Raw genomic sequence first — 14,031 nt, forward strand, 5'->3', positions numbered from 1 at the left:
CACATTCCGGGCAGCCCGTCACCGTCGGCCGATCTTGTGGAGCAGTCCGCGGCACTTCCGCTCAGCGCGCATCGTTACCATGCGTGGACGCACATTCCGACGACCACTGACGACGACGAGGGACGGGCGAGCGCGTGGCCGAGGCGGCAGACTTCCAGGGGATGAGTCCCTCACCTGCCCGCCGGTGGCTGCGGCGCACCGGGGCACTGCTTGCCGGGGCGCCCCTGCTGGCCGGCCTGTGCCAGCTGCCCGCCACGCCCGCAGCGGCCGCCTCCGGCTCGAGCACGGTGTCCGTCGCCGTCGACTCGCTCACTCCCAGTGTCCCCACGGACGGCGACACGCTGACCGTGTCCGGCACGGTGACCAACAACGGCAAGCAGACCGTCACCGACGCCCACGTGGACCTCCGGGTGGGGCTCCCGCTCACCACCCGCTCGGCCATCGACAGCGCCGCCAAACTCACCGGCTCCCAGCAGGGCGCCAACGGGGCACCGGTCGGTGGGAAGTACGTCGAGGAGTTCGCCAAACTCACCCCAGGCGTCTCCGAGCGCTTCAGCATCGCGATACCGGTCGACGAGCTGGACCTCGGCGCGGACGGCGTCTACCAGTTCGCCGTCTCACTGTCCGGCGAGACGTCCGCGCAGCCGTGGGAACAGGTCCTCGGCATCCAGCGCACCTTCCTGCCGTGGCAGCCCGACGAGGCCGACACCAGGACGCGGACGACGGTCCTGTGGCCGCTGATCTCCACGGTCCACATGACGGCGCAGACCGGGTCCGACGAGTCGCAGACGCCGGTCTTTCGCGACGACGACCTCGCCAAGGAGATCGCCCCGGGCGGCCGCCTGGAGCAGCTCGTGTCGCTGGGCCGGGGACTCGACGTCACCTGGGTGGTCGACCCGGACCTGCTGGCCTCCGCCGACGCGATGACGCGCAGCTACCAGGTGCAGGGCGAGGGCACCGCCACCACAGCGGGCACCCATCAGGCGATCGCCAAACGATGGCTCGCCGACCTGCAGGAGGCGGTGCAGGACAAGGAGGTCGTCGCCCTCCCGTTCTCCGACCCCGACCTGGCCTCCCTCGCCCACAACGGCACGGGGGTCACCGGCTCGCTGAGCCACTTCAAGGAAGCCACCGATGTCGTCGACAACACCGTCGGGCCGATCCTGCACGTGAAGCCGGTCACCGACTTCGCCTGGCCGGTGAACGGCGCCGTCGACCCGTCGATCGTCAAGGTCGCCACCTCCGCCGGCGCGGACAAGGTGATCGCCCGCAGCGACAGCCTGCAGGAGACCGGCGGCCTGCCGTACACGCCCTCCGCGGCGCGCCCCATCGGCGGCGGCACGACGGCGGTGGTGGCGGACTCGCGGATGTCGACGGTGTTCCAGGGCAACCTGACGAAGGCGTCCTCCACGACCCTCGCCGTCCAGCGGTTCCTGGCCCAGAGCCTGTCCCTCAACCTCCAGACGGGCAAGCAGCGCAGCATCGTGGTCGCCCCGCAGCGCATGCCGACGGTCAGCCAGGCCCAGGCACTGGCCGAGGCCGTGACGGCCCTGCAGGGCGGCACCTGGTCCCAGTCCCAGGAGCTCACGGCCACCGCCGCGGCCAAGCCGGACGCGGGCGCCACCACTAAGGTCCCGTCGGCGTCGGCGTACCCCTCCTCGCTCCGTAAGCAGGAGCTGTCGAAGCCGGCCTTCCAGCAGATCGCGGCCACGCAGGGCAAGCTCGACCACTTCGAGGTGATCCTCAGCGACGGGTCCCGCGTGGTGACCCCCTTCGGGCGGGCCATGAACCGCGAGATGTCCGCCTCGTGGCGCGGCCGCGGCACCGAGGCGACTGACTACCGCGACGGCGTGGAGTCGCACCTCAACTCCCTGACCGGCCGGGTCGGACTGATCCAGAAGTCCGAGACCAAGCTCTCCGGCCGCAGCGCCACGATCCCCGTCACCGTGCAGAACAACCTGGTGCAGGGAGTCGACCACCTGGTGCTGCGGCTGACCTCGCTCAGCCCGAAGCGCCTCGAGATCGGCGGCAAGGAGTACGACGAGCAGCAGGTCGAGGTCTCCGGCGGGCACAGCCAGACGGTGAAGTTCACCACGACGGCCATCGCCAACGGCAAGGAGACGGTGGTCGCCCAGCTGTACACGGAGGACGGCCAGAAGTACGGCACCGCCGTCACCTTCGATGTGCGGGTCACCGATGTCACGGCCACCGTGATGCTGGTCATCGGCGGCGGTTTCCTCCTGCTCGTCCTGGCCGGCTTCCGTATGTACACGCAGCGCAGGCGCGCGGCGGCCAGGAAGGCAGCGGAGGACAGTCCTGACGGGACGGACGAGTCGGCCGACGGCCCGGAGAACCCGCGGGGCCCCGAGGAGCGTCTCGAGGAAGAGTCCGGTACCGGCTCCCGGGCAGACGCCCCGGAGCAGCCGAGTGATCCGACGCCGGACACCGCAGCGGAAAGCGCCGACCCGTCCGGCACGGGTGAGAGAGTGGACCGTTGAGCGATGTCGTGGCCGGTGGGCCCGGGACGATGAGGTGGGGTAACCATGAACGCGCCGTACGACGGTGACCGCGGCCGGGCCGCGGGCAGCTCGGGCCACCCCGAGGGCCCGCCGCCCGGGCACGGTCAGGTGCCGCCGCAGCCTCCCGCGGACATGTATCTCCAGGACGCCTACGACCAGGACCCCTACCGGGCCCAGGACATCTCCGCCCAGGACCCGGTCGCCGAGGCGCTCTACGACCGTGCCGCGCACCCGCCGCCGCCCCCGGGCACCTACCAGCCGCAGCAGCCGCTCTACGCTCAGCCGCAGCAGCCGCCGTACGCCCCCGACCCGCAGGTGTGGGCGCAGACCCCGGCGCCCGAGCCGGAGGGCCCGACCCAGTACCTGCCGTACGGAGACGACCCGCGCACGACCCAGTACGTGGGCGTCGATGACCTGGTCACCCACTCCGCCGACGAGCGCCACGAGCCCGACGCCTTCGCGCACCTCTTCCGCGACCAGCAGCAGGGCACCCGCCCGCCGTACGAGTCCCCGTCGGTCCCGGCCCCGTCCTCCCCGGCACCGCCCGCAGGTCAGTACCAGGCGCCAGTGCCGCCCCCGCCCGCACCCGAGCCCGCAGCACCGGCTCCTGCCCCCGCCGCCAAGAAGGGCGGCCGGGCCTCGGGCCTGCTGAAGTCGAGCGCCGTGATGGCGGCGGGCACGATGGTGTCCCGGCTCACCGGGTTCATCCGCTCCGCGATGATCGTCTCGGCGCTGGGGCTCGCCCTCCTGGGCGACTCCTTCCAGGTCGCCTACCAGCTGCCGACGATGATCTACATCCTGACCGTGGGTGGTGGTCTCAACTCCGTCTTCGTGCCGCAGCTCGTGCGCGCGATGAAGGACGACGAGGACGGCGGTGCGGCGTACGCCAACCGGCTGCTGACGCTCGTCATGGTGGCGCTCGCCGCGCTCACCGCGCTCGCGATGTTCGCCGCGCCGCTCCTGGTGCGCATGCTGGCCAACCCCGTCGCCAGCGACCCCCAGGCCAACGAGGTCGCCGTCACCTTCACCCGCTACTTCCTGCCCTCGATCTTCTTCATGGGCGTGCACGTGGTGATGGGGCAGATCCTCAACGCCCGCGGCAGTTTCGGCGCGATGATGTGGACGCCGGTCCTGAACAACATCGTCATCATCGTGACACTCGGCATGTTCCTCTGGGTGTACGGCACCGCGGAGCACTCCGGCATGCAGGTCACCAACATCCCGCCGGAGGGCCTGCAGCTCCTCGGCGTCGGCATCCTGCTCGGCATGGTCGTGCAGGCGCTGGCGATGATCCCGTATCTGCGGGAGGCCGGTTTCCGGGTGCGGCCGCGCTTCGACTGGAAGGGCCACGGCCTCGGCAAGGCCGCGATGCTCGCCAAGTGGACGATCCTGTTCGTCCTGGCCAACCAGGCGGGTGCGCTGGTGGTCACTCAGCTGTCCACCGCGTCCGGCGTCGACTCCGGCGTCGACGGCACCGGTTTCGCCGCCTACGCCAACGCCCAGCTGATCTGGGGCCTGCCGCAGGCCATCATCACCGTCTCCCTCATGGCCGCTCTGCTGCCGCGCATCTCCCGCTCGGCCGCGGAGGACGACGGCGGCGCCGTCCGTGACGACATCTCCCAGGGCCTGCGCACGACGGCCGTCGCGATCGTGCCGATCGCGTTCGGGTTCGTCGCCCTCGGCATCCCGATGTGCACCCTGATCTTCGGTTCCTCGGGCGCCGACCAGGCCACGAACATGGGCTTCATGCTGATGGCCTTCGGCCTCGGCCTCATCCCGTATTCCGTGCAGTACGTCGTCCTGCGTGCCTTCTACGCCTACGAGGACACCCGCACGCCCTTCTACAACACGGTCATCGTGGCGTCCGGCAACGCGGCCGCCTCGGCCGTCTGCTACTTCGTCCTGCCGGCCCGCTGGGCGGTGGTCGGCATGGCGGCCTCGTACGGCCTGGCCTACGCCATCGGCGTCGGTATCGCCTGGCGTCGGCTGCGCAAACGTCTCGGCGGCGACTTGGACGGTGCCCGCGTGATGCGGACGTACGCCAGGCTGTGCATCGCCTCGGTGCCGGCGGCGTTCCTCAGTGGCGTGGTCTGCTACGGCATCGGCCGCACGCTCGGCCAGGGTGTGGCCGGGTCCTTCGCGGCGCTGCTCGTCGGCGGAGCCGTGCTGCTCGGGATCTTCTTCGTCGCCGCCCGCAAGATGCGCATCGAGGAACTCAACTCGCTGGTCGGCATGGTCCGCGGGCGTCTGGGGCGCTGAAGCGGGGGTACGCGCACAACCATCGTCCGCCATCGTGTGTCGTGCATAGCGGCGGACTGTGGGCACAATTGGTTTCGGCGTCGGAGAGCGTGCAACGAATGGGGAGGCAGGGAACGACGGTGGCGGAACGGAGCACGGCTGCCGTCGACGTGGCAGACAACAGCGGCGACGAGCCGCTGACCGCAGAGGCGGACCAGTCCACGGCCGACGGGGTGGCCCAGAACCGGGAGCGGGACACGGACATCGACGAGGCACAGGGGAGTGGCGGGACCGAAGGTCCCGGGAAGGCCTCACCGCCTGAACTGCACAGCGGCCACAAGCTCGCCAGACGCTATCGCCTCGAGGAGTGCGTCACCCGTCTGGACGGTTTCAGCAGTTGGCGTGCGGTCGACGAGAAGCTTCGTCGTGCCGTGGGCGTCCATGTCCTGCCGGCCGACCACGCGCGGGCCCGTTCCGTGCTGGCCGCGGCGCGTTCCTCCGCCCTGCTCGGCGATCCCCGCTTCGTGCAGGTCCTGGACGCCGTCGAGGAGAACGACCTCGTCTATGTCGTCCACGAGTGGCTGCCCGACGCCGTCGAGCTGACCGCGCTGCTCGCCCCCGGGCCGCTGGAGCCGCACGACGCCTACCAGATGGTCAGCCAGATCTCCGCCGCCATGGCCGCCGCCCATCGCGAAGGCCTGGCCCATCTACGTCTGAACCCCAACGCGGTGCTGCGTACCTCCAGCGGTCAGTGGCGCATCCGCGGCCTCGCCGTGAACGCCGCGCTGCGCGGCATCAGCTCGGACACCCCCCAGCGCACCGACACGGAGGCCGTCGGCGCCCTGCTGTACGCCGCGCTGACCCAGCGGTGGCCGTACGAGAGTGACGCCTACGGCCTGTCCGGGCTGCCCAAGGACGTCGGTCTGATCGCCCCCGACCAGGTGCGCGCGGGCGTCCACCGCGGTCTGTCCGAGCTCGCCATGCGCGCCCTCGTCAACGACGGCGCGACCGCGTCCCGGCACGAGTCCGCGTGCACGACGCCGGAGGAGCTGGTGAGGGCGATCGGCGAGATGCCCCGCATCCGCCCGCCGGAGCCCGCGTTCACCGCCCCGCCGGAGTACCAGCGCACGACGTACCAGCAGGGCACGTACGGCCGCCCCGCGCCGCATCCGGGTGCCACGCACTCGGTGCCGGCCCCGCCGCCCCCGCTGCAGAGCCGTACCGGCAAGGCGCTCAAGTGGGCTGTCTCCGCCCTCCTGATCGCCGCGCTGGGCCTGGGCAGCTGGCAGCTCGCGGACGCCCTCATGGACCAGGGCAACAAGTCCGACGACACGAACCAGACCCAGACGCCGGACGGCGACGACAAGAAGCCGACGCCGCCGGCCAGCACTCCGATCGCCATCAGCAGTGCTCACGACTTCGACCCGGGCGGCGACGGCGAAGAGAAGCCGGGCGACATAGACAAGGTCTACGACAACTCGCCCAGCACGTACTGGCAGACGGACTACTACCTGAGTGCCGACTTCGGCCGGCTGAAGTCCGGCGTCGGTGTCATCCTCGATCTCGGCAAGGTCCATGAGGTCGGGAAGGTGACCGTTTCCTTCGTGGGGGACACGTCCGTCGAGCTCCTCGCCGCTTCCGGTGACGCGAGTTCGCAGCCCACGTCCTTCGACGCCTACACCAAGGTCACCGAGGGCTCCGGCACGAGCGTGACTCTCAGCCCCGACGAGTCCCTCAAGTCCCGCTACCTTCTGGTCTGGCTGACCAAACTGCCGCAGATCGACGGTGAGTGGCGGGGCCGGGTGGCGGACATCAAGGTGACCAGCTAAGGACGAGGGAGGGGGCCCGATGGCAGATGACACCGCTTACGGCGACACGAGCGATCGGGACCTCCTAGCTCGCCATGTGGAGGGTGATCCCGACGCCTTCGCTGAGCTCGTACGGCGGCACCGGGACCGGCTCTGGGCGGTGGCCCTTCGGACCCTCGGCGACCGCGAGGAGGCCGCTGACGCCGTCCAGGACGCCCTTGTCTCCGCCTACCGTGCCGCCCACACCTTCCGCGGCCAGTCGGCCGTCACGACGTGGCTGCACCGGATCACGGTGAACGCCTGTCTGGACCGCGCCCGCAAGGCGGCTTCCCGGAAGACCTCCCCCGTCGACGACACCGAGCGTCTGGAACAGCTACTGGAGCCACACGAGTCGGCGTCGGCGCCGGCAGAGCGCAATGATCTGCACCGCCAGCTGCTGGAGGCACTCGGCACGCTGCCGCCGGACCAGCGGGCCGCCCTCGTGCTGGTGGATATGCAGGGATACCCGGTCGCCGAAGCGGCCCGCATCCTCGACGTTCCGACCGGGACGGTGAAGAGCCGCTGTGCACGCGGCAGGGCCAGACTCGTGCCGCTCCTGACGCATCTGCGGCCGGAAAACACCGGCGACGGCAGAGAACCGGGCGCAGGGCGGAACCGGACGCAGGGGACATCCGTCCCACCGGCAGCGGGACCGCACGACGCGGGCACACGCGATACCGGGCCAAGCGATTCAGCTGCTGTGAAGGGCGGAGGTGGGCGAGCGTGACATCCACGACGGACACGGCCGGGCACCCGGACGTCGCGGAGATCTCCGATCTCACCGAGGGCCTGCTCTCCCCGTCCCGGACCACGGACGTACGGCGGCATCTGGACGAGTGCGAGCTGTGCGCGGACGTCCACTCCTCGCTGGAGGAGATCCGGGGACTACTCGGCACCCTCCCGGGACCGCCCCGCATGCCCGCCGATGTCGTAGGGCGGATCGACGCCGCCCTCGCCGCCGAGGCCCTCCTGAACGCCACGGCACCCGACGAGGCGGACGCACCCGCACTCGTCAGCGCATCCCGGTCGGGGACCGACGCGGACGACGACGGTCATGTTTCACGTGAAACATCGACAGCGGCGGACCGTCCCGTCGGCCACGCCCGCACCTCGACCACCGGCCCCGGCCGCAAGGACCGCAAGAGGGGCGGGCGCCGCAGGGTCGCCGTTCTGGGCGCCGTTTTCACGGCCGCCGCCATCGGGCTCGGCTCCGTACTGATGTCCTCGCTCAATGACGGCACCCCGTCCCATCCCTCAGCCGCGGACACCTTCTCCGAGGGCAACCTGGAGAAGCAGGTCGCCGACCTCCTTGCCGGGAGCGACGGCGCCGCCGACGGTTCCCGTCCGCCGCGCAGCGGCATCGGCGTCGAGTCGGTCCCGAACTCCGAGAACCGCGTCTTCAATGTGCCCACGGTTCCTGAGTGCGTCCAGAAGGGCATCGGCCGCAACGACGCCAAGACGGCACTCGCTACCAAGGAGGGCACCTACAAGGAGACCGACGCCCTGCTCGTGGTGCTGCCCGCCGTCTCCGACGATTCCCGGGTCACCGCCTACATCGTGGACGCGGCCTGCACCAAGGAAGAGTCGTCTACGACGGCCAAGGTGCTGCTGACTCACACCTACAACCGCTCCTGAGCTCGGACGCTTCGTCTCCGTCCCGCACGGTGTCCCGTACGGTCTCGCACACCCCTGCCATCGGACTCGGTGAGGGCTCCGTGTGCCCGGACACAGTGGGAATGCGCGCCCCTTAGGATCCGTTGGGTGGGGTGAGAGTTCTGAAAGGGGCTCCCACCGGTCGAACGACGCAGTCCAGAGACGAGGAAACAAGCCGTGAGCGACGTCCGAAACGTGATCATCATCGGCTCCGGGCCCGCCGGCTACACGGCGGCGCTCTACACCGCGCGCGCGTCGCTGAAGCCGCTGGTGTTCGAGGGCGCCGTCACCGCCGGCGGCGCGCTGATGAACACCACCGAGGTGGAGAACTTCCCCGGCTTCCAGGACGGCATCATGGGCCCCGAGCTCATGGACAACATGCGCGCCCAGTCCGAGCGCTTCGGAGCCGAACTCATTCCGGACGATATCGTCAACGCCGATCTGACCGGTGAGATCAAGACCGTCACCGACACCGCGGGCACAGTCCACCGGGCGAAGGCCGTCATCGTCGCGACCGGCTCGCAGCACCGCAAGCTCGGCCTGCCGAACGAGGACGCGCTCTCCGGCCGCGGCGTCTCCTGGTGCGCCACCTGCGACGGCTTCTTCTTCAAGGACCAGGACATCGCCGTCATCGGTGGCGGCGACACCGCGATGGAGGAGGCCACCTTCCTCTCCCGCTTCGCCAAGTCCGTGACGATCGTCCACCGCCGTGACACCCTGCGCGCCTCCAAGGCGATGCAGGACCGCGCGTTCGCCGACCCGAAGATCAAGTTCGTCTGGGACAGCGAGGTCGCCGAGGTGCAGGGCGACCAGAAGCTCTCGGGCCTGAAGCTGCGCAACGTCAAGACCGGCGAGCTCGCCGACCTGGCGGTCACCGGCCTGTTCATCGCGATTGGCCACGACCCGCGCACCGAGCTGTTCAAGGGCCAGCTGGAGCTGGACGAGGAGGGCTACCTCAAGGTCGACGCCCCCTCCACCCGCACCAACCTGACCGGTGTCTTCGGTGCCGGTGACGTGGTCGACCACACCTACCGGCAGGCGATCACCGCGGCCGGCACCGGCTGCTCCGCCGCTCTCGACGCAGAGCGTTTCCTCGCCGCCCTCGCGGACGAGGAGAAGGCCGAGCCCGAGAAGACCTCTGTCTGACCCCCCATCCGCCCCACGCACCAAGAGTTAAGGAGCCCGCCGTGGCCGGCACCCTGAAGAATGTGACCGACGACTCCTTCGAGCAGGACGTCCTCAAGAGCGACAAGCCCGTCCTGGTGGACTTCTGGGCCGCCTGGTGCGGTCCGTGCCGCCAGATCGCGCCGTCCCTCGAGGCGATCGCCGCCGAGTACGGCGACAAGATCGAGATCGTCAAGCTGAACATCGACGAGAACCCGGGTACGGCCGCCAAGTACGGCGTCATGTCCATCCCGACGCTGAACGTCTACCAGAACGGCGAGGTCGCCAAGACCATCGTTGGTGCGAAGCCGAAGGCCGCGATCGTCCGCGACCTCGAGGACTTCATCGCCGAGTAACGGCATCGCCGCCGAACCGGCGGCACTTGTTTCACGTGAAACACGAGTGGGCCGACCCGAAAGGCCGGCCCACTCGCATGTCCGTCACAGCGGCCGCAGCGCCGGTTCCTTCTGTACGGCCCCCAGCAGCCGGTCGAGCGCCATCTCCACGTCTTCCTTCCAGGAGAGCGTCGTCCGCAGCTCCAGCCGCAGTCGCGGGTACCTGGGGTGAGGCCGCACCGTCTTGAAGCCGACCGCCAGCAGATGGTCGGCCGGCAGTACACAGGCGGGCTCCTTCCAGCGGGCGTCGCCGAAGGCCTCAATGGCCTTGAAGCCCCGCCGGAGCAGATCCTTGGCGACCGTCTGGACCATCACCCGGCCCAGCCCCTGGCCCTGGTATCCCGGCATGATGAAGCTCGTCATCAGCTGTACCGCGTCCGGGGGAACGGGGCTCGTGGGGAACGCCGTGGAGCGCGGCACATAGGCGGGAGGCGCGTACAGCACGAAGCCCACGGGCACGTCGTCGACGTAGACGACCCGGCCGCAGGATCCCCAGTCCAGCAGGACGGCAGAGATCCAGGCCTCCTTCTCCAGCGCGGGCGTGCCCGCCTTTACCGCGGCTTCGCCACTGACTGGGTCCAACTCCCAGAAGACACATGTGCGACAGCGCTTGGGAAGGTCCTGAAGGTTGTCCAGCGTGAGCGGTACGAGCCGGCGCCCCATGAAGGCTGTTCCTCGCTTCCTTCGCCCGCGGCGTCGCGGGCGGCTGTCAGGGCACTCCGTTCCCTGAGCAGGCTGCCGACGAACCCGCCGACCGCGCCCAGGCCGAGGCCCGCGCTCACCAGTCCGGTCCGGCTCACCGTTCGCATGACCCCCGCCTCCCCTTAAGAGGTTCTGCCAGGTGGATGCGCCATACCCGAACGCATCGTATCCACGATGCGATTCCCTCGATACCGCCAGAAAGCAAAGAGCGGGCCGTGTCCCGGTACACACGGGATACGGCCCGCCCCGCCCGGCCGACCGGAGGCTCAGGCCTCGGTCTCCTCCGCGTCGTCGTCCAGAAGGCTCTTCTGGAGGGCCAGCTTCTCGCCCGGGGCGAGTGAGTTGAGGATCCGCTCGAGGTCCTCCGGGGAGGCGAACTCGACCGTGATCTTGCCCTTCTTCTGGCCCAGCTCGACCTTCACCCGCGTCTCGAAGCGGTCCGAGAGACGGGTCGCGAGGTCGGTCAGCGCCGGGGAGACCCGGGTGCCGGCCCGCGGTCCCTTGGCACGCTGGCTCGTCTGCGGGCGGGAGCCCATCAGGGTCACGATCTCCTCGACGGCCCGCACCGAGAGCCCCTCGGCCACGATGCGGTGGGCCAGCCGGTCCTGCTCCTCCGAGTCATCGACGGAGAGCAATGCCCGGGCGTGCCCGGCGGAGAGCACTCCGGCGGCCACCCGGCGTTGCACCGACGGGGAGAGCTTCAGCAGCCGCAGTGTGTTGGAGACCTGCGGACGGGACCGGCCGATGCGGTCCGCCAGCTGGTCGTGCGTGCAGTTGAAGTCCTTCAGCAACTGGTCGTAGGCGGCGGCCTCTTCCAGCGGGTTCAGCTGAGCGCGGTGGAGGTTCTCCAGGAGGGCGTCCAGGAGGAGCTTCTCGTCGTCCGTCGCCCGCACGATCGCCGGGATCGCCTCCAGCCCGGCCTCACGGCAGGCCCGCCAGCGCCGCTCGCCCATGATGAGCTCGTAGTGCCCGGGGCCCAGCTGCCGAACGACGACCGGCTGGAGCAGACCGACCTCCTTGATGGAGGTGACGAGCTCCTGCAGGGCGTCCTCGTCGAAGACCTCACGCGGCTGGCGAGGGTTCGGCTTGATGGAGTCGAGGGGAAGCTCGGCGAAGTGGGCGCCGACGGGAGACGCAGGGGTCTCCCCGGCGCCGTTCACCGATGGCTCCTCGGTTTCATGTGAAACAGGCGGCAGCGTGGCCACCTTCGCCGCGGCCACCCCGCGCTCGGTCAGCACCGGCACGCCGGGCGAGGACGCGGAAGCAGCGCCCCCCACCGCGGCCGGAGCCACAGTCCTCTCGGTCGAAGCTGCGGGGATCAGTGCGCCGAGACCACGGCCCAAACCCCTCCGTCGCTCGCTCACTGCATCCCCTCCACCATGCTCGGGTCACTCTGTGCGCCGATGTGCGCCTGGGTCGCGTCGTAGCTGACGCCAACCCCCTTCAGCGCAATTTCTCGTGCCGCCTCAAGATAGGACAGGGCACCGCTCGATCCTGGATCGTAGGTCAGCACCGTCTGGCCATAGCTCGGCGCCTCGGAGATACGAACCGAGCGGGGAATGCTCGTCCGCAACACCTCGTCGCCGAAGTGGGTGCGCACCTCTTCCGCGACCTGGGACGCAAGACGCGTCCGGCCGTCGTACATGGTGAGCAGGATCGTCGACACATGCAGGGCGGGGTTGAGGTGCCCCCGCACCAGGTCGACGTTGCGCAGCAGCTGGCCCAAGCCCTCCAGCGCGTAGTACTCGCACTGGATCGGGATGAGGACCTCCTGCCCGGCCACCAGCGCGTTGACCGTCAGCAGGCCGAGCGAGGGCGGGCAGTCGATGAGGATGTAGTCCAGCGGGTGCTCGTACGCCTGGATCGCCCGCTGCAACCGGCTCTCACGCGCCACCAGGGACACCAGCTCGATCTCCGCACCGGCGAGATCGATCGTGGCGGGCGCACAGAAGAGCCCTTCGACATCCGGGACCGGCTGGACGACTTCCGCCAGCGGCTTGCTGTCGATCAGTACGTCGTAGATCGATGGGACTTCGGCGTGGTGGTCGATGCCCAGGGCAGTGGACGCATTGCCCTGCGGGTCGAGGTCGATCACCAGGACACGGCCGCCGTGCAGAGCCAGCGAAGCGGCGAGGTTGACCGTCGTCGTGGTCTTGCCCACGCCGCCCTTCTGGTTGGCGACCACCATGACGCGCGTCTGCTCGGGCCGTGGCAGCCCCTCGCCGGCGCGCCCCAGAGCTTCCACCGCCAGTTGGGCAGCACGACCGATGGGAGTGTCGTCCATCGGGGGCGGTGTTTCACGTGAAACATCCTCCCCCATCGACTCGGTACGGGGACCGGGGACCGGATCGGTCATCGGTCCCGCGATGTTGGCGTCGGACCGCAAGGATTCACTCTCCTCGACTTCAGGCTCGCAATGAACAGAGCCTCCCATGCCTTCGGGGTCGTGAACCAGTGAGGCCTGGTGTTCTGTGGAGAAATCCACCTCTGTGGACAACTCCGTTACCTCTCCGAGTGACCCGAGAGGCTTTCGGTCGCGGGGTTCGGCCGCGGCCCGGCCCCGGCTGATGATGCCGTGCAGCAGTGAGCGACGTTTCACGTGAAACACGATGCACAGCTACTGCGGCCGAACTGTCGCGACACTCCGGCATGCATTGGTTTGGCAGCTTGTGTGGAGTACGTCTCGCCGCCAGGACGGATCAGCGCCGCCTGCGCGTCCGACCCGTCCGAGCCGCCTTCGCCCGCTTCGCCGCGAAGCGCACACCGCCCGGGCTCTCCCCGACCTCGACCCGGACGACCGTCGACAACGGGTCCACGACGCCCTCACCGACATGAAGGATGGACGTCTCCACCGCACCGAGCTTGCTCAGCGCGGTCGCCGCGCTCTTCAGCTCCTCCTCCGCGGTGTCCCCCTTGAGCGCGAGCATCTCGCCGTACGGGCGCAGCAGCGGGATGCCCCAGGTGGCCAGCCGGTCCAGTGGAGCGACGGCGCGCGCGGTCACGACGTGCACCGGCGGCAGCTTCCCCATGACCTCCTCGGCCCGGCCGCGCACGACCGTCACATGGTCCAGGCCCAGCAGCTCCACAACCTCGGTCAGAAAGTTCGTACGCCGCAGCAGCGGCTCAAGAAGAGTGATCTTCAGGTCCTCCCGGACCAGTGCCAGGGGAATCCCGGGCAGGCCGGCACCCGAGCCCACATCGCACACGGTCACACCCTCGGGCACGACCTCCGAGAGCACCGCGCAGTTCAGCAGATGCCGCTCCCACAGTCGGGGCACCTCACGCGGGCCGATCAGGCCACGCTGCACGCCCGTCTCGGCGAGCAGCTCCGCATAGCGGACCGCATCCGCGAAGCGATCGCCGAACACCTCGCGTGCCTGCTCGGGCGCAGGGGGAAGCTCCGCTGCCTCCGTCACGGGGACCGTCCTTCCGTACCGCGCCGGCGACCCGGCGCCGGTCACGAGAACCACCAGAACTATCAGGCTGACAAAGTTCGGCCCCGTCTGCGCAACA

Annotated in this window: 11 protein-coding genes; 7 read left to right on the forward strand and 4 right to left on the reverse strand. The window is 69.7% G+C overall.

Annotation, left to right across the window (positions count from 1 at the left end):
* Positions 1–134: 134 nt before the first annotated feature.
* The 7 genes from AQJ91_RS08835 (at position 135) to trxA (ending at position 9,777) form a co-directional block, all read left to right on the forward strand.
* Positions 135–2,498, forward strand: coding sequence for a DUF6049 family protein (locus tag AQJ91_RS08835; protein WP_067018208.1), 2,364 nt, complete (start codon positions 135–137; stop codon positions 2,496–2,498).
* Between the two features lie 45 nt (positions 2,499–2,543).
* Positions 2,544–4,778 carry a murein biosynthesis integral membrane protein MurJ gene (murJ, locus tag AQJ91_RS08840; protein ID WP_067018210.1) on the forward strand — a complete coding sequence of 745 codons (2,235 nt, stop codon included), beginning with the start codon at positions 2,544–2,546 and terminating at the stop codon, positions 4,776–4,778.
* 119 nt (positions 4,779–4,897) lie between these two features.
* Positions 4,898–6,586, forward strand: a complete 1,689-nt coding sequence (locus AQJ91_RS08845) for a protein kinase family protein (RefSeq protein WP_067018212.1) — start codon at positions 4,898–4,900, stop codon at positions 6,584–6,586.
* 19 nt (positions 6,587–6,605) lie between these two features.
* On the forward strand, positions 6,606–7,331 hold the full coding sequence (gene sigM, locus AQJ91_RS08850; protein ID WP_067018214.1) for an RNA polymerase sigma factor SigM: 726 nt from the start codon (positions 6,606–6,608) through the stop codon (positions 7,329–7,331).
* Positions 7,328–8,239 carry an anti-sigma factor gene (locus tag AQJ91_RS08855; RefSeq protein WP_067018216.1) on the forward strand — a complete coding sequence of 304 codons (912 nt, stop codon included), beginning with the start codon at positions 7,328–7,330 and terminating at the stop codon, positions 8,237–8,239. Before sigM ends, AQJ91_RS08855 begins: the two co-directional genes overlap by 4 nt.
* A gap of 195 nt (positions 8,240–8,434) precedes the next feature.
* On the forward strand, positions 8,435–9,403 hold the full coding sequence (gene trxB / locus AQJ91_RS08860) for a thioredoxin-disulfide reductase (RefSeq protein ID WP_067018218.1): 969 nt from the start codon (positions 8,435–8,437) through the stop codon (positions 9,401–9,403).
* Between the two features lie 41 nt (positions 9,404–9,444).
* On the forward strand, positions 9,445–9,777 hold the full coding sequence (gene trxA, locus AQJ91_RS08865; RefSeq protein ID WP_007492540.1) for a thioredoxin: 333 nt from the start codon (positions 9,445–9,447) through the stop codon (positions 9,775–9,777).
* Between the two features lie 84 nt (positions 9,778–9,861).
* Here trxA and AQJ91_RS08870 read toward each other — a convergent pair whose 3' ends face one another.
* The 4 genes from AQJ91_RS08870 to rsmG form a co-directional block, all read right to left on the reverse strand.
* Positions 9,862–10,479 carry a GNAT family N-acetyltransferase gene (locus tag AQJ91_RS08870; RefSeq protein WP_067018220.1) on the reverse strand — a complete coding sequence of 206 codons (618 nt, stop codon included), beginning with the start codon at positions 10,477–10,479 and terminating at the stop codon, positions 9,862–9,864.
* A gap of 305 nt (positions 10,480–10,784) precedes the next feature.
* On the reverse strand, positions 10,785–11,882 hold the full coding sequence (locus AQJ91_RS08875) for a ParB/RepB/Spo0J family partition protein (protein ID WP_067018223.1): 1,098 nt from the start codon (positions 11,880–11,882) through the stop codon (positions 10,785–10,787).
* Positions 11,879–12,952, reverse strand: coding sequence for a ParA family protein (locus AQJ91_RS08880; RefSeq protein WP_079084814.1), 1,074 nt, complete (start codon positions 12,950–12,952; stop codon positions 11,879–11,881). Before AQJ91_RS08880 ends, AQJ91_RS08875 begins: the two co-directional genes overlap by 4 nt.
* Before the next feature lie 265 nt (positions 12,953–13,217).
* A complete protein-coding gene (rsmG, locus tag AQJ91_RS08885) occupies positions 13,218–13,934 on the reverse strand; it encodes a 16S rRNA (guanine(527)-N(7))-methyltransferase RsmG (protein WP_067018226.1) in 717 nt (238 codons plus the stop codon).
* Positions 13,935–14,031 lie beyond the last annotated feature (97 nt).

Origin of the sequence: Streptomyces dysideae (genome assembly GCF_001514305.1) — a bacterium.
GTDB classification, from domain to species: Bacteria; Actinomycetota; Actinomycetes; order Streptomycetales; family Streptomycetaceae; genus Streptomyces; species Streptomyces dysideae.